General features: G+C 59.9%; 19 protein-coding genes and 3 pseudogenes. 12 read left to right on the forward strand and 10 right to left on the reverse strand.

Features of this window, described 5'->3' with window-relative positions; all coding sequences use genetic code 11:
* Nucleotides 1-23 precede the first annotated feature (23 nt).
* Nucleotides 24-338 (reverse strand): metalloregulator ArsR/SmtB family transcription factor, encoded by a 315-nt coding sequence (locus tag N7367_RS07355; RefSeq protein ID WP_100441037.1) that lies wholly within the window; start codon nt 336-338, stop codon nt 24-26.
* Nucleotides 339-377: 39 nt separating this feature from the next.
* Here N7367_RS07355 and arsH point away from each other — a divergent pair, with 39 nt between their 5' ends.
* The 3 genes and pseudogenes from arsH to N7367_RS07370 all read left to right on the forward strand — a co-directional run.
* Nucleotides 378-1,118, forward strand: a complete 741-nt coding sequence (arsH, locus tag N7367_RS07360) for an arsenical resistance protein ArsH (RefSeq protein ID WP_065178722.1) — start codon at nt 378-380, stop codon at nt 1,116-1,118.
* Entirely contained in the window at nt 1,115-1,534 is a 420-nt protein-coding gene (arsC, locus tag N7367_RS07365) for an arsenate reductase (glutaredoxin) (RefSeq protein ID WP_065178723.1), read from the forward strand. Before arsH ends, arsC begins: the two co-directional genes overlap by 4 nt.
* A gap of 117 nt (nt 1,535-1,651) precedes the next feature.
* A pseudogene (locus N7367_RS07370) lies at nt 1,652-1,861 on the forward strand (chromate transporter); the annotation flags it as partial.
* 382 nt (nt 1,862-2,243) lie between these two features.
* Here N7367_RS07370 and N7367_RS07375 read toward each other — a convergent pair.
* Nucleotides 2,244-2,612: an H-NS histone family protein gene (locus N7367_RS07375; RefSeq protein WP_100441038.1), complete on the reverse strand. Its 369-nt coding sequence runs from the start codon at nt 2,610-2,612 to the stop codon at nt 2,244-2,246.
* A gap of 298 nt (nt 2,613-2,910) precedes the next feature.
* On the opposite strand from N7367_RS07375, the gene N7367_RS07380 reads away from it, so the two are divergent.
* The 3 genes from N7367_RS07380 to N7367_RS07390 all read left to right on the forward strand — a co-directional run bounded on the left by N7367_RS07380 (nt 2,911) and on the right by N7367_RS07390 (nt 7,433).
* Nucleotides 2,911-4,008, forward strand: a complete 1,098-nt coding sequence (locus tag N7367_RS07380) for a hypothetical protein (protein WP_100441039.1) — start codon at nt 2,911-2,913, stop codon at nt 4,006-4,008.
* A gap of 51 nt (nt 4,009-4,059) precedes the next feature.
* On the forward strand, nt 4,060-6,039 hold the full coding sequence (gene betT / locus N7367_RS07385; protein WP_100441040.1) for a choline BCCT transporter BetT: 1,980 nt from the start codon (nt 4,060-4,062) through the stop codon (nt 6,037-6,039).
* Between the two features lie 122 nt (nt 6,040-6,161).
* Nucleotides 6,162-7,433 (forward strand): DUF2254 domain-containing protein, encoded by a 1,272-nt coding sequence (locus N7367_RS07390; protein WP_005420848.1) that lies wholly within the window; start codon nt 6,162-6,164, stop codon nt 7,431-7,433.
* 72 nt (nt 7,434-7,505) lie between these two features.
* Here the strand turns inward: N7367_RS07390 and N7367_RS07395 are convergent, their stop codons facing one another.
* The 5 genes from N7367_RS07395 to N7367_RS07415 are packed head-to-tail and all read right to left on the reverse strand — an operon-like array spanning nt 7,506 to nt 10,454.
* Nucleotides 7,506-8,267 carry a sulfite exporter TauE/SafE family protein gene (locus tag N7367_RS07395; protein WP_080353444.1) on the reverse strand — a complete coding sequence of 254 codons (762 nt, stop codon included), beginning with the start codon at nt 8,265-8,267 and terminating at the stop codon, nt 7,506-7,508.
* A gap of 18 nt (nt 8,268-8,285) precedes the next feature.
* Complete coding sequence (locus N7367_RS07400) at nt 8,286-8,723, reverse strand: TIGR01244 family sulfur transferase (protein ID WP_065178729.1); 438 nt, start codon at nt 8,721-8,723, stop codon at nt 8,286-8,288.
* Nucleotides 8,720-9,151, reverse strand: a complete 432-nt coding sequence (locus tag N7367_RS07405; RefSeq protein WP_100441041.1) for a YeeE/YedE family protein — start codon at nt 9,149-9,151, stop codon at nt 8,720-8,722. The genes N7367_RS07400 and N7367_RS07405 overlap by 4 nt, the downstream gene beginning before the upstream one ends.
* A complete protein-coding gene (locus N7367_RS07410) occupies nt 9,148-9,588 on the reverse strand; it encodes a hypothetical protein (RefSeq protein ID WP_100441042.1) in 441 nt (146 codons plus the stop codon). The genes N7367_RS07405 and N7367_RS07410 overlap by 4 nt, the downstream gene beginning before the upstream one ends.
* The gene (locus N7367_RS07415; RefSeq protein ID WP_199849323.1) at nt 9,585-10,454 is read right to left on the reverse strand and encodes an MBL fold metallo-hydrolase; all 870 of its coding nucleotides are present in this window, start codon (nt 10,452-10,454) and stop codon (nt 9,585-9,587) included. Before N7367_RS07415 ends, N7367_RS07410 begins: the two co-directional genes overlap by 4 nt.
* Before the next feature lie 243 nt (nt 10,455-10,697).
* On the opposite strand from N7367_RS07415, the gene N7367_RS07420 reads away from it, so the two are divergent.
* Entirely contained in the window at nt 10,698-10,991 is a 294-nt protein-coding gene (locus N7367_RS07420) for a metalloregulator ArsR/SmtB family transcription factor (protein ID WP_021202108.1), read from the forward strand.
* 459 nt (nt 10,992-11,450) lie between these two features.
* Nucleotides 11,451-12,359, forward strand: a complete 909-nt coding sequence (locus N7367_RS07425) for a hypothetical protein (protein WP_224119317.1) — start codon at nt 11,451-11,453, stop codon at nt 12,357-12,359.
* Between the two features lie 802 nt (nt 12,360-13,161).
* Here the strand turns inward: N7367_RS07425 and N7367_RS07430 are convergent.
* Complete coding sequence (locus N7367_RS07430; protein ID WP_100441045.1) at nt 13,162-13,527, reverse strand: hypothetical protein; 366 nt, start codon at nt 13,525-13,527, stop codon at nt 13,162-13,164.
* 293 nt (nt 13,528-13,820) lie between these two features.
* Between N7367_RS07430 and N7367_RS07435 the strand changes: the two are divergent.
* The 4 genes and pseudogenes from N7367_RS07435 to N7367_RS07450 form a co-directional block, all read left to right on the forward strand.
* Nucleotides 13,821-14,675: pseudogene (locus tag N7367_RS07435) on the forward strand (PA0069 family radical SAM protein); the annotation flags it as partial.
* A gap of 194 nt (nt 14,676-14,869) precedes the next feature.
* A complete protein-coding gene (locus tag N7367_RS07440) occupies nt 14,870-18,118 on the forward strand; it encodes a DUF6531 domain-containing protein (RefSeq protein ID WP_279942072.1) in 3,249 nt (1,082 codons plus the stop codon).
* A 14-nt stretch (nt 18,119-18,132) separates the two neighbouring features.
* Nucleotides 18,133-20,361: an RHS repeat-associated core domain-containing protein gene (locus N7367_RS07445; RefSeq protein ID WP_279942073.1), complete on the forward strand. Its 2,229-nt coding sequence runs from the start codon at nt 18,133-18,135 to the stop codon at nt 20,359-20,361.
* A gap of 13 nt (nt 20,362-20,374) precedes the next feature.
* The gene (locus N7367_RS07450) at nt 20,375-20,776 is read left to right on the forward strand and encodes a hypothetical protein (RefSeq protein ID WP_164151471.1); all 402 of its coding nucleotides are present in this window, start codon (nt 20,375-20,377) and stop codon (nt 20,774-20,776) included.
* A gap of 120 nt (nt 20,777-20,896) precedes the next feature.
* Here the strand turns inward: N7367_RS07450 and N7367_RS07455 are convergent.
* Nucleotides 20,897-21,112: pseudogene (locus tag N7367_RS07455) on the reverse strand (IS30 family transposase); the annotation flags it as partial.
* Nucleotides 21,113-21,858: 746 nt separating this feature from the next.
* Entirely contained in the window at nt 21,859-22,569 is a 711-nt protein-coding gene (locus N7367_RS07460; RefSeq protein ID WP_074902476.1) for a 2OG-Fe(II) oxygenase, read from the reverse strand.
* Nucleotides 22,570-22,668 lie beyond the last annotated feature (99 nt).

Consider the following 22,668-nt stretch of genomic DNA (forward strand, 5'->3'; position numbering starts at 1 on the left):
GAGCGATCTCTAAGGTGGGTTGGTCAGCAGCCAACGGGTCGTTCGCAGGCCTGTTCGTCGGCACAACAGTTCTCCGTGAGATAGGCCACCAATGCGGTCATCGCCTCGAACTCGGCCCGGTAGCAGATCGTCCGACCACGTTGCTCGGCGCTGATCAGGCCCGCAGCCAACAGTTCCTTCAGGTGGAAGGAGAGCGTGGCGCCAGGCAAGCAGAGCGTCTGGGCAATGTCACCGGCCAGCTTGCCGCCGCTGCCGGCCTGTACAAGCAGGCGGAAGATCGACAGGCGGGTGGCGTGGCCCAAGGCAGCAAGAGCGTGGGTTGCAGTTTTATGTTCCATGATTCTAGAATAATAGAATCGATTCCGTAGGACAACCCCGTGCAGCAGATCCCCAACTTGGTCCCAGGTGCCTTGGACATTCCGACGGCCACCAAGCTCAACGACCCGGCCGCGCAGCCGCACCGCCCGCGCATCCTGATCCTGTACGGCTCGCTGCGGCCTCAGTCGTTCAGCCGCAAGCTGGCGCTGGAGGCGCAGCGGCTGCTGGAACAGCTCGGGGCGGAAACCCGCCTGTTCGATCCACACGAGCTGCCGATGCTTGACTCGGTGCCAGCCACCCACCCAAAGGTGCAGGAGCTGCGCCAGGCCTCGCTGTGGTCGGAGGGCCACGTGTGGGTCAGCCCGGAACGCCATGGCACCCTTACCGCGGTATTCAAGAACCAGATCGACTGGCTGCCACTGGAAGAGGGCAGCGTGCGCCCCACCCAAGGCCGCACGCTGGCCGTGATGCAGGTCTGCGGCGGTTCGCAGTCGTTCAACGTCGTCAACGCGCTGCGTGTGCTCGGCCGGTGGATGCGGATGGTGACGATCCCCAACCAGTCCTCGGTCGCCAAGGCCTGGCAGGAGTTCGACGACGAAGGTCGAATGAAGCCTTCGGCGTACTACGATCGCGTGGTGGACGTCATGGAGGAACTGGTCAAGTTCACCCTGCTGGTGCGTGGGCGCAGCGACTACCTGGTGGACCGTTACAGCGAGCGCAAGGGGGCCATCGAGGCGGCGGCGCTGGCGGCCGCTGCAGGGGTGGTGGAAACTGTTTTTAACGAGGAGGAAAGTGCGTGAACGCGGTCATCTACCACAACCCCAAGTGCGGCACCTCGCGCAACACTCTGGCGATGATCCGCTTCGCCGGGATCGAGCCGGAAGTGATCGACTACCTGGCCCACCCGCCCAGCCGCGCGCGCCTGGTCGACCTCATTAGGGCCGCGGGCTTGAGCGTGCGCGACGCCATCCGGCAGAAGGGCACTCCTTATGACGAGCTAGCACTGGGCGATGCGGCACTGAGCGACGACGCGTTGCTTGATGCCATGCTGGCGCACCCAATACTCATCAATCGTCCTTTCGTGCAAACCGATAATGGCACGCGCCTGTGCCGGCCTTCCGAACTGGTGCTGGATATCCTGCCGAAGCTTCCCGGACCATTCCGGAAGGAAGATGGAGAGTTGGTGGCCGAGCACAGGGGAGGCCCGGCGACCTAATCTGGGTGCTGGGCCGGGCTGGCCGCCTTTGAGAACAACAGGAGATCCTGCCCCATGCCGACGCTCCATCCCGCAAAAAGCGAAAGTGCGTGGCGTGACTTTCTGGTGTTCCTATGACTGGGACTGACCTCGTTCGGTGGCCCGATTGCCCATCTGAGCTACTTCCGCCTCGAGTTTGTCGAGCGCCGCCGGTGGCTGACGGACCGTAGCTACTCGGATCTGGTGGCCTTGTGCCAGTTGCTTCCAGGCCCAGCCAGCAGCCAGGTTGGGGTGTTGCTGGGCTTGGCCCGCGCCGGCTGGCTTGGCCTGCTGGCCGCCTGGGCAGGTAAATCGCATGGGTCAGGTCGCGTTGGCGCTGCACCAGTTCGGCTACGCGCGCCGCCATGCGGTTGGAATGTTCGATGATGACCCGGATCTGCGAGCGCGGCGAGACCGGGCAGCGTCGAATCCCCGCTAGGAAGCGGATCCTGCCAGATCGGAGGGCAGCTGTCGGCCAGAAGTGGATACTGCAATCATTGCTGCCTGAGCCCACTCTCCAAAGGCAAGGGGGAGCGCCTGCTGTTCGCCCGCTGTCACATCAACTGCGACTAGCTGAAATCTTTGATCGCCTACCTGGAAGGGCATTCCGCGCACCAGCATCCTGTTCGATCTGATGACTAATGATTCTCAGGACTTGCTGCGGTACCGGTGTGCGGCTACCTCGCTATCACTACTTGATCAGGAAGTCATTCAGTGATTTTCCACTTGCTACCAGCTCGGCTATCCATCGCGGTTGCCGCCCTCGACCGGACCACGTCTGGCCGCGCACTGCAGGATTGCGGTACTTGGGAGCGATCTTGGACCCTGTCGATTTGGCAGGCCTCCGATCACCTCGCTTCTTGGCGGTTTCGGAGGGCACGATCACTGAAGCGCCGTAGAGTTCCTCTATCGTGTATCCATGATCCTTGACGTACTTGTTGATCTTGGCGCGCATCGCTGTGGCCTTAGGGCGTGACAGCACCTTGGACTGCTGCTTCTCCGCCTGAGCAATCAGTGAGCGAAGTTCCTTGGCAGAAAGGCCGCTGATATCAATAGTCATGAATTCTTCCCCGATGTCGAGGCCCTAGCCTATTCTCAAATGACATTGCGTGTCACTCCATGTCCACTATGAGTCGCTCAATCTCAGGATCGACTACTAAAAAGTGGATCGTGTTAGCTACTCTCTCACTACACATGATTTTCACGTGGCATATGGACCTGAGGACTAAAGACGCGCCGTGAGTGATTGCTGTGGCGTCGCCAAGAGTTCTTTGAGATCGCCAGTTTGAGGCATTGGATGAATCGACGTTAGACTCAAGCGCTTTCCGTAGCAGATCAGGGAGGCAAGGCGCATAACCGTGAGATCAATTCCCTTCATTGTCGCTGCCGCGTTGGCGGGAACTTCGCTGGCTGCAGATGCTTCTGAGGATAACCTACATAGAGATCCTTACTTTGATCCAGGAGGCGCCGTCAGGTTCAACTATGGCTGGCTCGACTACGGGCCGTCCAGCCGCCTGCAGCTTGAACTGCTGCGTGCAGACCTTGACGCTGGAACCGGACCGTTTTCCTTCTCTGCCCAATACCGCTGGTACGATGGCTTCGACGCCGTGCATCACGCCTACGCGGGCTGGCAGTTCTCCGATGCTACCCAGCTCAAGGCAGGTATCCAGCAAGTCCCGTTCGGGCTGCTCCCCACCGTTTCGCAGAGTTTCTGGTTCGGCTCCGGCTACTACCTGGGCATCGAGGATGATTACGATCCGGGCCTTGTGGTGATTCACCGCAGCGGCAGCACAACTTGGCATCTTGGCTGGTTCTCCGGAGACGAATACGGGTCCGGGGCTCGCTACGATCGCTACTCCTTTGATGTCGCGCAGACCGAGGCATTGCCGTATCGCGAGCGGCAACGACTGCATGCACGCGTGGAGAGCGCGCACGACTGGGGCGGCGGCGAACTGTTGCTGGGCGCATCAGCGTTTGCTGGCAAAGTGCAGAACACTCAGACACGGCGTCAATACGGTCATCAGGGCGCGGCCCTCCACGCACAGTGGCAGCGCGATGGTTGGACCGCGCAGTTGCAGTGGGCGCGGTACCGGTATGACGTGCCCGGAGATCGCATCGCAATGTCGGCGTTCCAATCCCCCTTCCAGGTTGCAGCGCAGGCGGATGTGCCAAGCGCCAACATCGCCTATTCGTTCGGCCAGAAGGGCTGGCTGGATGACATCACCTGCTATAACAACCTCAGCATGACCCGCCCGGTCGGGCACCGCGCGGGCCTTCGTGATTCGTGGCAGAACGTGACCGGTTGCAGCCTGCAGAAAGGCATCATGCTCACCTATGTCGACTGGATCGCTGGCCGCAACATGTGGTTTGCCGGTGGTGATGGTATCGGCATCGACGAAGGAGGCCTTTCCAGCTGGCATTCGCGGCTGAACCTCAATATCGGCTTCTACTTCTGATCGGCCTCGCGCAAGCCGCAGATTTTTCCACCCAATAACACGGAGGTATCCATGCAGAGCACGGCTCCGCAACATCCCCCCGTTCGCCAGCGGATCCTTTCGCAGGTGTTCATTCCCACGGCAGCCATCGTCATCGCGCTGCTGGCGCTTGCCGCCTTCGCGCCCGAAATGGCCACGCGGTGGTTCACCGCGGCCAAGTCATGGGCCGCCAATGATGCAGGTTGGTTCACCATCCTTGCAGTAGCCGGCTTCCTGGTCTTCGTCGTCGGCGTCGCCATCAGCAGTTACGGCCGCATCAAGCTCGGCCCTGACCACAGTACGCCGGACTACAGCTACGGCTCCTGGTTCGCAATGTTGTTCGCTGCGGGCATGGGCATCGGTCTGATGTTCTTCGGCGTTGCCGAGCCCATCATGCACTACGCCACGCCGCCGGTTGGTTCGCCTGAGTCCGCCGCCGCTGCCCGCCAGGCAATGCGCATCACCTTCTTCCACTGGGGCATCCACGCATGGGCGATCTACGCGGTGGTAGCGCTGTCGCTGGCGTACTTTGCGTACCGACACAATCTCCCGCTGCGTGTCCGCTCCGCGCTGTATCCGCTCATCGGCGACCGTATCCACGGCCCGTTGGGACATGCCGTAGACACGTTTGCCGCACTGGGTACCATCTTCGGCCTGGCCACCTCGCTGGGACTGGGCGTCATGCAGATCAACGCCGGCCTGAACTACCTGTTCGGCCTGGAGGTCAGTACGCTCGCCCAGGTTGGCTTGATCACCGTCATCACACTGGTGGCCACCGGATCGGTCGTGGCTGGCCTGGACAGCGGCGTACGCAGGTTGTCCGAGCTCAACATGATCCTGGCGGCGGCGCTGCTGGCCTTCGTGCTGGTCTGTGGACCCACCGTTCACCTGATGCAGGCGCTGGTGCAGAACACCGGCATGTACGTTTCCCAACTGTTCTCGATGACCTTCAACCTTTATGCCTACGAACCCACGGGTTGGCTGGGTGGCTGGACGCTGTTCTACTGGGGCTGGTGGATTGCGTGGTCGCCCTTCGTTGGCATGTTCATCGCGCGCATCTCACGTGGACGCACCGTCCGTGAGTTCGTGGTAGGGGTGCTGCTCGTACCGCTTGGCTTCACATTCCTGTGGATGACCATCTACGGCAACACCGCGTTGCACATGGTGCGGACGGAGGGCATCCAGCAGTTGGTGCAGGCGGTCTCAACCGACAGCTCGATGGCGCTCTTCGAGTTCCTGGAGCACCTGCCGCTGACCATGCTGACCTCTTCGCTGGCGGTCATCCTGGTTGCGCTGTTCTTCGTAACCTCAGCGGACTCCGGTGCCCTGGTAATCGACATGCTTACCTCGAAGGGTGAGGAGGAATCGCCGGTCTGGCAGCGGATCTTCTGGGCGCTGCTGGTCGGCGGCCTTGCGATTGCCCTGCTGGTGGCCGGCGGCTTGGAATCATTGCAGGCGGCCACCATTGCCAGTGCGTTGCCATTTACGATCGTCATGATCCTGATGTGCTGGGGACTGCTGAAGGCCATGCATCTGGATGCAACCAAGCGCTCGATCCTGCGCGAGGCACGTATCTTGCCGGGTACCAGCGAGGATTGGCGGGCGCGCCTGCGCCTGCTGGCGCACAATCCGTTGAAGATCGAGGTGACCGGCTTCATCGAGCAGCGTGTCATCCCGGCATTGGAAGAGGTTGCGGCTGAGCTGCGCAAGCAGGATCTGCCGGTCCAAGTCTCCAAGGGGGAGGATGGTCGTGCGTGGCTGCAGGTTGGCCATGGCGAGGAGATGGACTTCTTCTACTCGGTACGGCCCCAGCCCTATGAGCCGCCGACGTTCGCCCTGCAGGATCCTCGTCGGCCGGTCAGCGAGGGTACCCGTCATTACCGTGCGGAGGTCTATCTGCGGGAGGGCGGGCAGGACTACGACGTCATGGGATGGACCAAGGTTCAACTCATCCACGATGTGCTCGATCAATACGAGCGCCACCGTCAGTTCCTGGACAAGGTGCGCTCGTAGAATCTGCACACAGATGCCGCCCGGAGTAGCGGCATCTGCCTTGGGTCGGGCATGACCCTGCGTTGACGTGGCCTCGGCGCCCGGCCGTGCTATTGATGGTCGAACTTCCCAGGAAGTAGCCCATGCTCACCAGATTGAGGCTTGCAGCCAGCAAAGTTACAAAGCGGATGTGGTTCCGCTCGACCCTGTATGGCGCCCTAGGCATCATCACGGCGTTGGCGGGCGCGTTCCTGAAGTTCCTCATTCCCGTCGGCCTTGCCGCACGGATCGGCGCAGATTCCGTCGGCAACATTCTTGGCATTCTTGCCGCGTCGATGCTGACGGTAACCACCTTCTCGCTGTCCACCATGGTCTCGGCATACGGGTCCGCGTCCAACAGCGCCACCCCGCGCGCGGCCCGCCTGCTGATCGAAGACACCCGGGCCCAAGGTGCGCTGGCCACCTTCATTGGTGCCTTCCTGTTCTCGATCGTGGGCCTCATCGCGCTCAGCACTGGCATCTACGGAGATAGCGGCCGGCTTGTACTGTTCGGGGCAACCATCGCGGTCATCATCGTCATCACAGTGACGTTGCTCCGGGCTATCGAGCAGTTCTCACGCTTTGGCCGCGTCGGCGAAACCATCGATCTGGTGGAGCGGGCGACCCAAGTGGCAATGAAGCGCCGCGCCGAGGAGCCTTCGCTCGGCGGAGCCAGTGCGGTTCGGGTAGGAGAGGGGGCGGTGCAGCTGGTCGGCGATCAGGTGGCCTACGTTGAACACGTGGATGTCGGGCGGATCAACGCCATTGCGCAGGAACATGATCTACGCGTTCATCTGCTCTGCCAGCCGGGTACGTTCGCAACCCCAACCCGTCCGTTGATAGCCATCGAGGGAAATCTACTTCCTGAAGTACAGAGTGAAGTGATCTCAGCCATTTCCTTTAGCGACGCGCGCTCCATCGAAAATGACCCACGGTTCGGGCTGGTCGTGCTTGCGGAAATTGCGCAGCGAGCCATGTCACCTGCGGTGAACGACCCTGGGACCTGCATCGACGTCATCGGGACATGTGTCAGGCTGCTCTGTGCATGGTCCAGCCACGCAGGGGACGCTGCGACAGGCGAGGTGCTGTATCCGCGCGTGCACGTGCAGTGTCTCGACGTACGCGACATGTTTGAGGACGCGTTCACTCCGATTGCCAGGGATGCCGCCGCGTCCCTGGAGGTCAGTATCCGGCTGCAGAAGGCCTTCGCAGCGTTGGCAGGGTCCTCGAATGAAGCGACAAGAGTCGCATCACAGGCGCATGCCCGCATCGCGTTGGAGCGCGGCCTATTGGCCATGGATTTCGAAGCTGATCGCGAGGCGCTTCGAGCCGTCGCATCTTATTTGACTCTGGAAGATGTGGACCACCGTTCGTAGTATCTTCCTATCAAAGCCTTTGAAGCGCTGCGCTGGCTATCAGTGCTCGGCTGTGGTCTGGAGCACATCCGGTCAGCTCACCTTCCACAGCATGTATGCGGCAGTAATGAAGATCAGTACTGCAAATACCGTGTTCAGAGCTCCACGATAGTTGGCCAGCTTCGTCGAAGTTGCTGCACCTGCAATACCGCCAGCCACGCCGGCAACGACGAAAACTGCCGCGAGCTTCCAGTTGACCAGACCTGTACGCGCGTAGTTCAGTGCGGTGGTCATGCCAAATGCGGCGACGGCGACGAGCGAGCTTCCGACTGCGGCGATCATCGGCATGCCCGTCGCGGCCACCAGTGCGGGCACGATGAGAAAGCCTCCGCCAATGCCAAAGAAGCCAGAAAGCCCGCCGGCGGTGGCGCCCAGCCCAATCAGCGCGGGCGCGTTGCCTCTGCCGAGCCGAGCGTCCGTGAGTCCAGGCGTGTTGCGCCTGCGAAGCATGGCGATGCCGACAACGATCATAGCCACAGCAAACAGCGCCAACAGGCTCCTGCCGTCGAACGCCTTGCCCAAGCTGGAACCCAGGTATGCGCCCGCGATCCCCGCCAGAGCGAAGACCGAGGCACAAGGCCAGCGAACGTTCCCTCTACGGGCATGTATCACCAGATTCGACACCGCATTGACCGCTACTGCCAGGGCGCTGGTGCCGATAGCCACATGCGGATCTCCCACTCCGACCACGTAGAGCATCAGTGGCACCGCCAGGATGGATCCGCCCCCACCGACCACGCCCAGGACGAAGCCGACCAGGACGCCAGACAGGCCGCCCAGAACCAACTGCAGCAGAGATAGCGCTTCCATATGTCAGTCGCCGGACGCCGGGCCTTGCTGCAGCCGTGTTGCGATGGAAGAAAGGTCATAGCCTGCATCCGAAGCAACAGACAGGACGTGGTCAAACGCCGCTCCATTGTGAACGACTTCCGACAGCGCCCAAAGCATCGCAGCACGGGTGCCGGTTCTGCAGTACGCGGCAACAGGGCTTGGCAGCGCTTCGATCAACTTGGCAAAGGTATGCACCTGATCATCGGTAATAACGCCAGGCAGCGCAGGAAGATAGGCAAACTGCATGCCCGCCTGGTGGCAGGCGGCCTGCAGCGCATGGTGACTGGGCTGCTCCGGCTGTTCATCGTCGGGGCGGTTGCAGATCACGCTCGCAAAGCCCTGCTCCTTCAGGGCTTCAATGTCCTTTGGCAGGAGCTGGCCGGACACCTTGAGGCTGGCGGAGAGTGGCTTGAGGTTCATGGTTCTCCCGTAGTTGCAGTGGGGCGGTGAATGAGGCCATGCAGGAGCACGCCAGCGATCATTGCCGTGGCGAAGATGATCGCGAAGGGCTGGCCGGTTCCCAGCAACGCGATGGCTGGGCCGGGACATAGTCCGGCCAGACCCCAACCCAGGCCGAATATCGCCGCACCGATCACCAGGCGCCGATCGATGATGCGATGGGTGGGAATGTGCAGCGATACGGCAAGCAGCGGCGTTCTGCGGGCGCGTATCCACAGGTAGGCTGCGCCGGAAGGGATCAGTGCGCCCAGCATGACCAGCGCCAGGGAGGGGTCCCAGGCGTCGCTCACATCAAGGAAAGCAAGCACGCGGGCTGGGTTGGCCATACCGGATACGACCAGTCCCAGTCCGAAGAGTGCGCCGCACAGGAACGCGGCGAGACGGATCATGCCGTGCCCCCCGCCACAATCCGTACCAGGGTCGCCGTGGCCATGCCCATGAGCATGAACACGCAGGTAGCCACCACCGACCGCGACGATCCCCTGCCCAGGCCGCAGACACCGTGCCCACTGGTACAGCCAGCGCCAAGGCGAGTTCCGTAACCCACCAGCAGTCCGGCAATCACCAATACCACTGCTCCGTTTGCGGAGAGCGCCGGCAATAGTATGGGCCTGGCCGCCAATGCCAAGCCTGACGCCAGGGCAAGTCCCGCCAGGAATAGGGCTGCACTCCCGCGTCCGCCGTCACCCGGCATGCCCAGTGTCTTGGCAAGTAGACCCGAGATGCCGGCAACGCGGCCGAGAAGGACCAGATAGGCACCGGCGGCTGTTCCAATCATGGCACCGCCAGCGAGTGGCCAGTACCAAGCCAAATGAGAGAGCGTCATAGCAGGTCCACCGGCAGCTTGAGGTAGCGCACGCCGTTGTCCTCGGGTTCGGGCAGATGGCCGGCGCACATGTTGACCTGCACTGAAGGCAGGATCAGTCGCGGCATCGGGAGCGTCGCGTCACGGGCTTCCCGCATTTCCACGAACATGGCTTCGGTCACGCCCTCGTGCACATGCAGGTTGGTTGTCCTTTCGGCACGGATGGTTGTCTCCCATACGAAATGGTTTCGACCGGTGGCCTTGTAGTCATGGCACAAGAAGACGCGGGTGGCGTCGGGCAGGGACATAAGGCGCTGGATCGAGCGATACAACTGGCGAGCGGAACCACCTGGAAAATCGCAGCGGGCGGTGCCGTAGTCCGGCATGAACAGCGTGTCTCCAGGAAATACGGCGTCGCCGATCACGTACGCCATACAAGCGGGGGTGTGGCCCGGCACGTGCAGCGACATCGCCTGGAGATTACCGATGCGGAAGGAGGCACCATCGGCGAACAGCCGATCAAACTGGCTGCCATCCCGCTTGAATGCAGTGCCGGCATTGAAGACTTTGCCGAAGGTTTCCTGGACAGTGGTGATGCGCTCGCCGATGGCCAGCGTACCTCCCACCTGGCCCTGCAGCCATGGTGCTGCTGAGAGGTGGTCGGCATGCGCGTGGGTTTCCAGCAACCATTGCACCTGTAGGCGCTCGGTCCGCACGTAGTCCACCAACGCCGATGCGGAGGCAGTGGAGGTGCGGGCTGCGGCCATGTCGAAGTCAAGGACGCTGTCGATGATGGCGCACGCTGAAGAAGATGGATCGCGTACGACGTGACTGGCAGTGAAAGTGGCAGGATCGAAGAAGGTCTTTACATGAGGCGAGGGGAGCAGGCCGGCACGGGCATCGTTGACGACGCGGACAGCCTGCTCCAAGGGGGCGTCTACCGCTACGGATTGGTTCACGACTGGCTCCGGGGGGATTGGTTGCTTAATACTTACATAGTTACATAAAGTGTGCAACTATAGAAGCATGCTAGACTGGGCGCCTTCCCCATGGTGTTTGCATCACATCACCCGGCCAAGTTGCCCTTACCCGTGACCAGCCCCCCATTCAGCCCGTCAGACCTAGCCACGATGAAGGAGCGCGTGCCCGAAGTGGCCGAGTTGCTGCGCTTCATGGCCACTCCCTCCCGCCTGTTGCTGCTGTGCCAGCTCGCCCAAGGTGAAATGACGGTGAGCGGACTGGAGGACGCCACCGGCATCCGACAGCCGGCGCTCTCCCAGCAACTGGCCGAACTCCGCCAACGAAAGCTTGTAGCGACCCGACGGGAATCGCGGTCGATCGTCTACCGCATGGCAGACCCGCGCGTTGCAGCACTGCTGGGCGCGATGCATGGGATCTTCTGTGCGGACGATACATCAACTTGAAGTGGCCTAAGGCGTCTAGAAGGGACGGGCTAGACTCACTGACCTAGGGGAATTTAGGCCATCGGCGTAGTCTGCCCCAAAACCAATTGACCGCAGCAGGCTCGAGGTCTGCTGCGGCCTAGGGATGTTTATCAGGGATGGGGTGGATGTCTGCTTATGGCCGAAAGCGGACATCGCCAAGGCAGTGGATTAAGGTTGTTTATCGTGGCATGGGCATGGCACCTTTCGATCCAGAGCGGACATCAGCGTGAGCGCACGCTCTGCACCCTGGTAGCTCTCACTACACATCGGACTGTTAAGTGAACCACAGCCGTCCTAAAATGAGGCCGTATCAAGGGTCTAGTCCTCAAATCACGGGCTGCGGGTACTTCGTATAGCCCGACTCGAGGAGCCGACCATTGTTCATTTAGCACGGCGCAATCATTCTGGGCAGCGGACGGGGACGTGATGAAGCAAGACATGAAGGAAAAGCTCAAAGAAGCCGTGTTTGATGTCGAGCACGCTTTAGGAATGTACGCTTCTGGCTACTGCACCATTCCAGCAGAAGCAATCTATGACAAAGATGCGTTGGCTTCAGTCATGAGCGTAGTCAAAGATTGCCATATCTACCTTATTGGGCTCGTACCCAGGATTGTCCTTGAGAATGCAAAACTAGAGAACGACAAGCTGAGCATTTTTATGAGTGCTCTAGGACAGACTTACGAGGTCAAGTACCCGTGCCCAGAAGGGTGTCGGTTGCAGCTGGTCGATGACATATATCACGTTGTTGATGCATCGGGACGCTTGGGATGGCCAAGTCCTCAGGACCTACAGGCACGACTAAGCTCCATATCGCAGGCGATAGATTTCGACGTGAAGTACATCGGGCAGGCCTACGGAAAAGATGGATCACGCAATGCCTTAGACAGACTGCTGAAGCACGAGACGCTTCAGAAAATTGCCTTGAAAGGCATTCCTGAGACGCACAAGCTAACCCTGCTGCTGTTGACAGTTGTTCCCAACAGTCAGCTCTTCACGTTCTTCAATCCATTCGCCAAGAACAAAGATAATGATGGGACGCGCATTCGCGCGGGGCTGGAGAAGCTATACGAGACTAGTGAGCAAGAACGAATCACTCTCTATGAGGCATCACTTATCCGGTACTTCTCTCCCGAGTACAACATTGAGTTCAAAAACAGCTTCCCGTCCACCAACCTGAAGGTCCTTCAAGCCTGCTACGAGAAGGATTTCAGTGCGCTTGTGGCAGAGATATGCATCGACGAGCTTCCGTTCAGATTAAGATCTGACTGTGTAGCACCGGCGCACTATCACATAGCTAAGCACAACTTGCATAAAGAGAGTGACCGGCGAATATTCTTTGGACTGTAGTTCGGTGAATTCTCTGTCTGCTGCTGGCGGGAAGCTGTCGTGGGCTCGACATGGCAGCAACTGACCCAAAGCGGACATCCATCAGTGCTTGTCCACTGCTCTTGAAATGCGGCCTGGTCTGCTTGCTGGGTCCGGCTATGCCTCGGCTTGTCAGCCGGACCCAGCAGCCCTAAGATCGAGCCGCTGTCAGCGGGGATAGCCCACCATATGGTGGTATGTGGATAAGTCGTGTAACCGGACCCAGGGATCCGGCTACAAGGTAGTTAGGCAGCAGGGGGAGATGGTGGACAGCCGAAGTATCTTTGAAAGACTGACACGATCCGTGCCAATCAATCTCGCAGACCTCCCAGAAGAGTTCGGTATCTACGCTCTTTGGGACCATGAACGACAAATCCGGTACATCGGTAGCACACCAAAAGCCACCGAGGGATTCCGCACCAGGATTTACAGCAAGCACGCCACTGGCAGCGAAGGTCGCAGCCACAAGTTCACGCAAGCGTATTGCACCGGCCGTATGTGGCGTTACTGCAAGAAGCTTGATCACCCAGCTGCCGCTCGCGAGCAGTCCGCCACAGATGCGGACGCAGCAAAGAAGCTGAGAAACGCCTTTATTCGTAAGCACTGTGGGGCGAGCTACGTATCCATACCTCGTAGCTATCTGCCAGAGCCATACTTCGCAAACCTCACTTCATTGGAGTTCCAGCTTCAGGCTATGGCACCTTCAAGCATGCGGGCGTGGGAGGGTATTGGGTTTCGGCCTCTACCAGAACCGGCACCTCTCGTGGATCGCTTGTTGGCTGAACTACCTCACTTTGCAGCAGGCGCTGAAAGGCAGCATGCCATCTATAAGGCGCATGTGCTTTGCACTGATGTCTAACAATTCATTGATACTCGCCTTCTCAACAAGCTGCGCAATCAATGCGCGCATGAGTGGGGAGATTTCCGCATTGCCCAACAGATAGTTGATACCTACATTGAGCCAATGACAATGAAACATGCGCTCAATGCTGAAAATGAGGTCCAACCGATCCTGTTCCCACCAAGCTGCGCGCCGAAGCAAGTGCTCGTCAGTACCCTTGCGGCGTTGATCACCTTTGCGAACCTGCTCAAGCCCCTTCTCAAAGCGGCCGTCACGGAGGGAACGGGTGACGGCATCTAACGATTCCAAGCCGAAGCCGCCTGATGGCTCGGCTTAGTTCAGGCGTTTGGCGGTGTCCGCTTTTGGCCGGAAGCGTACGCTGACCAAACGATGTTTTAGCCCGGCCACTCACGGGCCGTCGGGCGCTCAACGGGGCCAATACAGTGCCCCTGAGTCCTCGCCGCATTAGTCGGAACGCTAACCTCCCCTTCATTGCCATGGGCTAGGGGGGAATTTCTATCCTGAGCCGCGTTAGCCTTGACAGAGCACCAGTTCGATAGGGGTTGCGCTGAACACTTCCCCTCAAACACATATAGTGTTGTTGTTCCTACTGCTTCGCGCGCCCGTCGCATGCCTATCTGAACCTGTCGCCAGGCCTGGATTTCGAGACCAAGCTGTTTGCCAAGACCAATGCACCGCAGCTGCTGCGCAAGGAGCTGTCCCGGCCAGGCTACGTCCCGCAACCGATCGCGCTCGGCATCAATACCGATGCGTACCAGCCGATCGAGCGCAAGTTCAAGCTGACCCGTCAGTTGATCGAGGTGATGCTGGAGACGAAGCATCCGTTCTCGCTGATCACCAAGAACGCGCTGGTCGAGCGCGATATCGACCTGCTCGCGCCACTGGCGGCGGAGAACCTGGTCAGCGTGCATTTTTCGGTGACCTCGCTGGATCCACGCCTGTCGGCAAAGCTCGAGCCGCGCGCCTCTGCACCGCACGCGCGCCTGCGCGCGATGAAGCGTCTGCATGAGGCGGGCATTCCGGTTGGCGTGATGGTCGCGCCGGTGATTCCGTGGATCAACGACAGTGAACTGGAAAGCGTGCTCGAAGCGGCGCACGAGGCGGGTGCGCGCACTGCCGGCTATGTGCTGCTGCGCCTGCCTCTGGAGGTTGCACCGCTGTTCCGCGACTGGCTGGACGCCCACCATCCGGATCGCGCCGCGCACGTGATGAGCACCATCCAGCAGCTGCGCGGTGGCAAGGACTATGACAGCCGCTTCGGCACGCGCATGCGTGGCCAGGGGGTCTATGCGGATCTGTTGAACAACCGCTTCAAGCTGGCGCGCAAGCGCCTGGGCTTCGACGCCCAGAACAGCCACTGGCCGAAACTGGATTGCAGCCGCTTCCAGAAGCCGCTGCCGCCGAAGGTGGATTCGCCGCAGGGGTCGTTGTTCTGAAGTAGTGCGCTACTGCGGAACGCATATGGAAAACTTTGATCGCGATCTGCGCCTCGGCGACGGATGCGACATCGCGACTGCACACATCGCTCTGTTCAACTGTGTGAACTCCAGATTACTATCCACTTCCTCCTGAACCCACGGCTCAGGCGAAAGCGACTTCAGATCCGGCAACACAAGGAATAAAAGCGAGCATGAAGCTCCGTACGAAAGGCGTGTCTACCACCGCCGCACTTCTGCTGCCCGTGCTGATGTCGGGCTTTCTCCTGGCACCTCCTGCGTCCGCGAAAAAGGCAACCAGGATCTTCTATCAGAACAACAACGGGGACTCCGGAATCAAGGATCTGGACAAGATCACCGTTACCCGTATGCGTGGTCCATCAGTTGGCACTTCAGGTGTCATCTCGATTGGCATAGGGGTGTCCTACCACTCGGACGCGTCGATGCCCGCCAGGACAGCGGTGGAACAGGAAACCGACGATCGTCGTGATGACTGCGGCGAGCGCAAGGGCAACCCCGTCGTGCTCTACACCGGCAACAAGGTCGAAATCGAACGGGACTTCACCGTCGGTGGGGAGATGGGCCTGTACCTGGAGCGCACCTACAACCATCACTGGAGTGCTGCGGGCCTGTTTGGCAACCACTGGATCAGCAACTTCGACTACAGCATCGCATTCTCGAACGCGCAGAAGACGGCCTGGGCACAGCGGCCGGACGGACGCAGGCTCAAGTTCGTCTGGAGCGAAGCGAACGGGCGCTGGAACGAGGATCGCGCCAAGCCGATCGCCTACCTGACAAAGAACAGCGATGGCAGCTTCACCCTGTACAACGAGGAGCTGGGCAGCGAGCGGTACGACGCTGCTGGATACATTACCGAGCTTCGCAATGAGCAGGGCGTCTTCTGGACATTCACGTACAGTGACAAGTATCTGCAGAAGGTTACGCACTCCTCCGGCCGCAGCATCCAGTTCGTCTGGTCCAACGGATCGCTGACACAGGTCAAGGATCCTGCGGGCAACGTCTACCAGTACACCTATACCCCGAATGCGTTCGGCACGGGACGTGCGCGTCTTGCCAGCGCAACCCTACCGGGCTCGCCGCAGACCACGATCAGCTACCACTACGAGGACGCGCGATATCCAGGTGGCTTCACCGGCAAGTCCTACAACGGCGTGCGCTACTCTACTTTCGCCTACGATGCCAACAGGCGAGCAACGCTCTCGGAACATGCCGGCGGTATCGAGCGGCACACCTTCAGTTACGCCATCGAGAGCAGCGCGCCGGTGGCGGTACCTCCAGCGCCGGTGCATCCAGGCGGCATCCGGGGCAACGAAGAGACGGGCTGGTGTGAGTACAGACCGGGCCAGGGCAACATCTGCATCCAGCCACGGTCCTTGCCCGGCGGCCCTGTTCAAATCGCCGCCGACCCGAGCGCCCAAGGCGTGCTGTTGGCCGCCACCGGGGAGCGGACCCGTCCGGTCAAACTGAAGGTCAGCGAGACCAATCCACTTGGCCGCACGACAACGTATGCCTATGAGGACGGACGACAGGTGTCGGTGACCGGCAACCGATCAACGACCTGTCCCGCCAGCTACAAGGAACGCACCTACGATGCCAATGGCAATCCTGACCTCGTTCACGACTTTGTCGACAACGTCACTGATTTTGATTACAGCCCCGATGGCAATCTGCTGAGGAAGGCCGAGGCCGTTGGCAGCGCTGCGGAACGTGTCACGCTCTATCAGTGGGATGCGGCGGGACGGCATCTGCTGAAGGAAACGCGGGTTGGTGATCGCGAGACCAGCTTCAGCTATGACAGTCGCGGTAATGTCAGCTCGGTCACGACACGAAATCTCAGTGCTGCCGGCGTCAATGGTCAGGCCAGAACCACTCAGTACACCTATACCTACCACGCCAATGGACTGACGGCTTCCGTCAAGGAAGATGGCCCCTTGGCGCAGGACGACATCACGTCCACCTTCAATGCGAAGGGAGATCTGTCCAGTGTCACCAACGCGTTGGGGCACAGGGTGACGTACGCCGCCTACAACGAACTGGGGCAGCCGGGCCGTATCACCGGACCCAATGGCGATGTCCGTGAAATCACCTATGACGCTCGCGGTCGCGTTCTGGTAGACCGGATCAACACAGGGTCCGGTTGGGCAACGACCACAACGACGTACAACGCGACGGGCGACATTGCCAGCATCACCACACCTGTGGGAATCAAGACGCTATACAGCTACGACGCTGGCCGGCGCCTGATGAGCGAAGTTCAGCCGATTGGGAACGGCAACTGGCTGTGGACGCGTCACACGTATGACACCGCATCCAATCGCACACGCACTGAAATCGCGCAGACGGACTATTCCAGCGAGAGCGTTGTCAGGGGTGTAATCGACGAGGTCACCCACGACGCGCAATGGAACTGGTTCGTGCGAGGCTGGGCCTGCTCCTCGGGTTCGGCTTCGTCCATCCAGGTTGATGGCTATGCGGAGGGCGGAACCTATCTCGGCAGCGCACAGGCCAACCTTGCCAGCGAGAGCCAGGTAGCATCCGCGTGCCAGGCATCAGGAAATGCATATCGATTCCAGCTCCCCCTCACGCTGGAACAGCGCCAGCAGCTGGGTGGGAAAAAGATCACGCTCTACGGCCATTCTCCGCTGGGCGCGCAGTACAACCGAGCTCTGGACAACTCCAGCACCTTCTCCATTCCCACCGCGCACATCATCGGTGATGTTGCAGGGATCATGAATGATGGGAACTGGAACTATTCCGTGCAGGGATGGGCCTGCTCGGTAGGAGTCAACGCCGCAACCACGGTTCATGTCTACGCGGGTGGGCCTGCAGGGAGCGGCACCTACCTCGGCAGTGTGACCGGTATGTTGATCCCGAATGACGATGTGAAAGAGGCTTGCCAATCACAGGGCTCTTACTGGTTCGGACTTGCATTGGATGCAAATACACGAAGCGTTCATGGCGGCAAGCCGCTCTATGTTCATGGCATCTCTCCCTGGGGCGGCCCCAATCTGGCCATCAATCGGTCCGGTACGTTCACCGTTCCAACCATCTCGCGTACTGCTGAGCTGGTGCAGGCGTCAGCCGGCCCAGAGCACATCTTCAATGGTGAAACGTCCACGGTGACATTCCAGTTCCGGAACACCGGCAACGTTGTCTGGAACCCCGGTGACACCTACTTGGCGCTGACGACGTTGCGGACAAGTCAATCCGTGGGGCTCAACAGTGCGGTGGCTCCCGGTGCCGTCGCGACCTTCACCATCAACGTCTCGCCGGTCAACAGTGGCAGCGGAGTTGCCCAGTTCCAGTACTTCGGGCAGCTCGCATCCGGTGCAACCGTCTGGGGACCAAAGGGACAGGTAACGATCAGAGCCGAGAACCATACAGGAAGCTGCAACCTGATCTTCTGTGAGCAACCCCGCTAAGGAAAGCCAAGACCATGTCCACAATTGCTTTGGCCATGATGGGGCTCAACACCATCGTCTCGGCCGTGAACTACGACTACGACGAGCTGGGAAGGCTTGTCGCCGAGCGGAATGATCAGGGGCGCAATGTGCGCTATGCCTATGATCTGGAGGATCGGCTGGTGCAGACCACCGATTCCCAGAACCGGGTGAGCCGATACTCCTATGATCCGCTGGGTCGATTGCTCGTACAGACGGATGCGAATGGCGGAACGACACGCTTTGCCTACGACAAGGGTGACCGGCTGGCATCTGTGACCGATCCCCGCGGCCTGGTAACGACCTACCAGACCGATGGATTTGGACAGCTATGGACGCAGAACAGTCCGGACACGGGTCGGACAGACCACGAGTACGACGCGGCGGGCCAGCGCGTTGCGACAGTGTTGAACGACGGCAGCACTGTCGGTTACGGGTACGACGGGCTGGGCCGCTTGACCAGCCAGAATGCTGAGGGGCAGCAGCAGACCTATACGTACGACAACTGCGTGAACGGCAAGGGGCGTCTGTGTGCCCATTCGGCTCCAGGTGCAAGCGCGCGCTTCACGTACAACGCCGCAGGACAGCTGGTAAGCCGGACTGACCAGCTTTCGCAGGCGAACACCCTGAGTGAGGGAACTGTCAGCTACACCTATGACAGTATCGGGAGGAACAGCACCGTCACCTATCCCGATGGCACGCTCGCGAAGTACGTCTACAACAGTAGAGGCTTTCCGCAGTCCATGACCCTTACCAAGGGCACGGTGACGCAACAGATTATTGGATCCAGCGTCTACTCGGCCCTGGGAGCGCGGCAACGCATGCCCTTTGGCAACGGCCTGGCGCGCAGCTACGCGTTCGATCAGGGCGGCCGCCTGGAGGCCCAGGCGGTGCGGAATCAGCAGACCACCGCTCTCAGCCGCACGTCATACCGCTACAACGGCGACAACGAGATCATCAAGATCAACGACGATGTGACGAGCAACCTCAGCCAGGTCCTGGGCTATGACGCACTGGGACGCCTGAGTACGCTGACACGAGCTGGCATTGCCTATACGCTTTCCCATGACGCGGGTGGGAACTACACCGCGCTCAACGCAAAAACAGAGGCAACCCGCTACGTCATCGACGCAAGCAGCAACCGGATGCTGCAGTTCATCAACCAGGATGGCACCCGTACGTATCAGTACGATGCGCTCGGCAACAGGATCAGCGAAACATCGGGCAGCCGCATCTCGACGTTCACCTACGGCCCGTTCAACCGGATGATTCAAAGCAACGTAGGCGGGCAACGAACGGACTATCTGCTCAATGCCCAGGGGCAGCGCGTGGGCAAGAGCAGCGCGAGCTCGACCAGTCGCTACTTCTATGCAGGTCAGAACCAGCTTCTGGCCGAACAGACCGGAAACACCTGGACGAACTACCTGTGGTTCGGTGGTGAGCTGGTTGGCATCGACAGGAACGGGTCGGTGAACTTCGTTCACAACGACCATCTGGGCCGGCCGGAGTATGCGACCAACGCGTCGCAGCAGGTGGTATGGAAGGCGTACAACTATGCGTACGGTCGCAGCGTCCTGAAGGACGATATCGGTGGGCTCAACATTGGTTTCCCGGGGCAGTACTACGACAGTGAGAGTGGGCTCTGGTACAACGGATTCCGTGACTATGACGCGAGCGCTGGGCGTTATGTGCAGAGTGATCCGATTGGGTTGGCGGGGGGGATCAATACGTATGCCTATGTCGAGGGGAACCCGATCAGCATGATCGATCCACTTGGTTTGATCGGGTACCTGTGTCAAAAGGGAAACAATGTCGGTATCTCGATTCCAATCAACTTCCAGGGTGCAAACTCCGCACAGATATCGCAGGCAACGAGGGCGATCGAAAGCGCCTGGAGTGGCAAGATCGGGGCCTACAACGTAAAGACAACAGTGAAGTCCATTCCGGTTTGGCACACCGCCACGACTAACGGAATCGCCATCCGATCCGGAACACGCGAGTCGTATGTGCAGATGCCTTGGGCCAATGAGGGAGTCTGGTATATGCCCGGCCAGTGGGGCGACGCGACATTGGCTCACGAGGCAGGTCACTTGTTGGGTTTGGCTGACTATGGGACCGGAATCATGGGCAGAGATCTCAGTGTTCCGGTGTCCGAGCAGAACATACAGGATCTCCTCGACCCTTCAAATGAGGCCATAATCCGTGTCTGTCAATGTAGTAACTAGAATTTCATTCTCCATGGTTCTGATGGCGATGCTCGGCTGTCAGGCGACCGAAGGTAACACCACACTCAGCCAACGATATGGGATATGCGCCAACCTCCCAGCCGGTGTTGAGTTTCGAAAGGTCCCACCCGGACCTGACTTTGATCTTGGGGTTCTAGAGTCCGAGGGGCATTACGCGGAAGTCTTCATCGGACGTCACCCGAAGTTCTCTCATCGCGTCATCAAGAGGGGCGTAACCGCTACAGATGGATTCGAGCTTTTGGGCCAGGAGTCCGGCGATGGCGTGGAAAGAATGCTGTACGCATATAATCGCGGTGACCCTGAAGGTCCGAGTTACGTCATGTTCATGGCCGTCGATATCCAGCCGATGAAGAAAATTCTGAATGCAAATAATTTTCTTGTGAGTTGCAGGTAAACAGAAGTTCGCAGTCCGTGCCGTTACTGTTAACTCTTTGCCCGAGTTTCAAATCTTTCAGTTCGATCGAGAAGAAGATAATGGTCAAATATAGAAAATACGGCACCGAAATTGGCGGTCTCAACTTGTAAGTGCAACAGGTGATCTGAATGCCTGCAGTTCGGTATTAATGGCCTCTGCAGGTGTCTTCCAGCCCAGCGTCTGACGCGGTCGGGTATTCATCAACCACGCTACAAGGTTGAGATATTCCTGGCTGGCCATGGACAGATCCGCGCCCTTGGGCAGAGACTGGCGCAGCAAACCATTGACGTTCTTGTTGCTTCCACGCTGCCATGGCGGCTGCAGTTGCGAGCATACCCGTTACAGCTAGCTTCCCGTACTGCAGTTGCCTACGCTGTTGGTTCGGCGTTCGGTCGCCAAACTGGACTTAAGGTCGCAGGTCTCGCGGCATATGGATCTGCAATCAAAGCAGCACACAACAATTCTGGCGCATTGGCGGCTGCGGCTGTAGTGGGAGAGGAGATATGCAATTGAAATCCCCATTCAAGTTTTCATGCCCCAGTTGTGGTGCTCCGAGGCAGGGCTTTCCGCTTCGCCGTTCGATCGAGAAGAAGGTAAGGACCGAATGCAGTAGCTGCGGAACCGAAATCGTTTCGGAGCTGGGCCACGTTAGATATGCAATCTGCTACGTAATCGCTTTGGTTTCTGTGGCGCCCATTGGTATTGTCCTTGTTGCGGGAATTTTGACCGCACAGTGGCTATGGGTAGCTGCAGCACTCATCCTTTCCAGCCTCATTTGGACTCCGACCATGCTTTTCCATTCGCGGAACGCCAAAGTGCTCATCGCCGACAGGCGACCGGAGCGATATGGGCGAACGCACACGCCAAGCACGTAGCTCCTGGTGGTGCCCCCCCACTGACAGCTTCTGCGTATTCCGGGCGGGGTCCAGTTCGTTGCGATGAATCTGCCGCCGCCGAGCATCGATTGCCAACATCGCAAGACTGCGGTCGGTGCTGCGACTGGAACTCCACACCATATGGTGTGGGTTCACCGTCTGATGGGGTAATAAATCAGTGATGCCTCACCCACCCCCAAACAACTTCTGCGCACTCTGGAACAGGATCCAGCTCGTCGCGATGAACTTGTCGCCGCCCTGCGGCCGGTTGCCGCGATGGGTGTGGGTGAAGGCGGTCGGGGCGATCAGCAGGCTGCCGGTACGCGGTGCGATCTTGCGGCCCTGGAACAGGAACTCGGTTTCGCCTTCGTCGAATCCATCGTTGAGGTACAGCGTCCACAGCACGTGCCGGTGCAGCGTCTCGGCCTGCGCATCCTTCGGGTACAGCTCGCAGTGCCAGTACGGGTAACCGCCCTCGCCTGCGGCATACCACTGCAGGTTGATCGCGCCCGGGCGCAGGCAGGTGCGCGCCAGGTCGGCCAGCTGCTGCTCCGGCATGTCGGGGAAGTCCTCGGCCGACAGGCGTCGCGGCTGACCGTCGCTGTCCTGGATCTGCAACATCAACGGTGCGATCAGCGCCTGTGGATAACGGCGTAGATAAGTCAGCAGGCCCTTGAACACGGCCTGCTGCAGCTGTACGTCGACGTCCTGCCAGCCCTCCAGGCCGCTGATGCGCAGGTCCTTGCTGTGCTTGAGTTCCGGGAACACGCCGCTGCCGACGGCACCTGGCATCAGGCCGCGGGTGGCACGCAGGCGCTCGACGATGGCAGCACAGACCTCCGTGGGGACCGCGTTGTGGATGACTTCGATGAAATCGACCGGGCCCTGCTCGTGCATGCGTGCATTCCTTCGGCGGCAAGGGCTTGATGGTGCCGTTTGCCGCCGTCGGTGTCACCCCACGGTCATGTCATTGAACTGCCATGAGCGTGGCCGCAG

The sequence above is a fragment of the Stenotrophomonas sp. GD04145 genome (assembly GCF_029835135.1).
In the GTDB taxonomy this organism is placed as follows: Bacteria; Pseudomonadota; Gammaproteobacteria; order Xanthomonadales; family Xanthomonadaceae; genus Stenotrophomonas; species Stenotrophomonas maltophilia_P.

Bases quoted from the DNA above. Each gene is read 5' to 3' on its own strand.
- N7367_RS07355 (WP_100441037.1), bottom strand. From the start codon at position 338: ATGGAACATAAAACTGCAACCCACGCTCTTGCTGCCTTGGGCCACGCC.
- N7367_RS07375 (WP_100441038.1), bottom strand. From the start codon at position 2,612: ATGACTATTGATATCAGCGGCCTTTCTGCCAAGGAACTTCGCTCACTG.
- betT (WP_100441040.1), top strand. From the start codon at position 4,060: ATGCAGAGCACGGCTCCGCAACATCCCCCCGTTCGCCAGCGGATCCTT.
- N7367_RS07390 (WP_005420848.1), top strand. From the start codon at position 6,162: ATGCTCACCAGATTGAGGCTTGCAGCCAGCAAAGTTACAAAGCGGATG.
- N7367_RS07400 (WP_065178729.1), bottom strand. From the start codon at position 8,723: ATGAACCTCAAGCCACTCTCCGCCAGCCTCAAGGTGTCCGGCCAGCTC.
- N7367_RS07405 (WP_100441041.1), bottom strand. From the start codon at position 9,151: ATGATCCGTCTCGCCGCGTTCCTGTGCGGCGCACTCTTCGGACTGGGA.
- N7367_RS07410 (WP_100441042.1), bottom strand. From the start codon at position 9,588: ATGACGCTCTCTCATTTGGCTTGGTACTGGCCACTCGCTGGCGGTGCC.
- N7367_RS07420 (WP_021202108.1), top strand. From the start codon at position 10,698: ATGAAGGAGCGCGTGCCCGAAGTGGCCGAGTTGCTGCGCTTCATGGCC.
- N7367_RS07425 (WP_224119317.1), top strand. From the start codon at position 11,451: ATGAAGGAAAAGCTCAAAGAAGCCGTGTTTGATGTCGAGCACGCTTTA.
- N7367_RS07440 (WP_279942072.1), top strand. From the start codon at position 14,870: ATGAAGCTCCGTACGAAAGGCGTGTCTACCACCGCCGCACTTCTGCTG.
- N7367_RS07445 (WP_279942073.1), top strand. From the start codon at position 18,133: ATGTCCACAATTGCTTTGGCCATGATGGGGCTCAACACCATCGTCTCG.
- N7367_RS07450 (WP_164151471.1), top strand. From the start codon at position 20,375: ATGGTTCTGATGGCGATGCTCGGCTGTCAGGCGACCGAAGGTAACACC.
- N7367_RS07460 (WP_074902476.1), bottom strand. From the start codon at position 22,569: ATGCACGAGCAGGGCCCGGTCGATTTCATCGAAGTCATCCACAACGCG.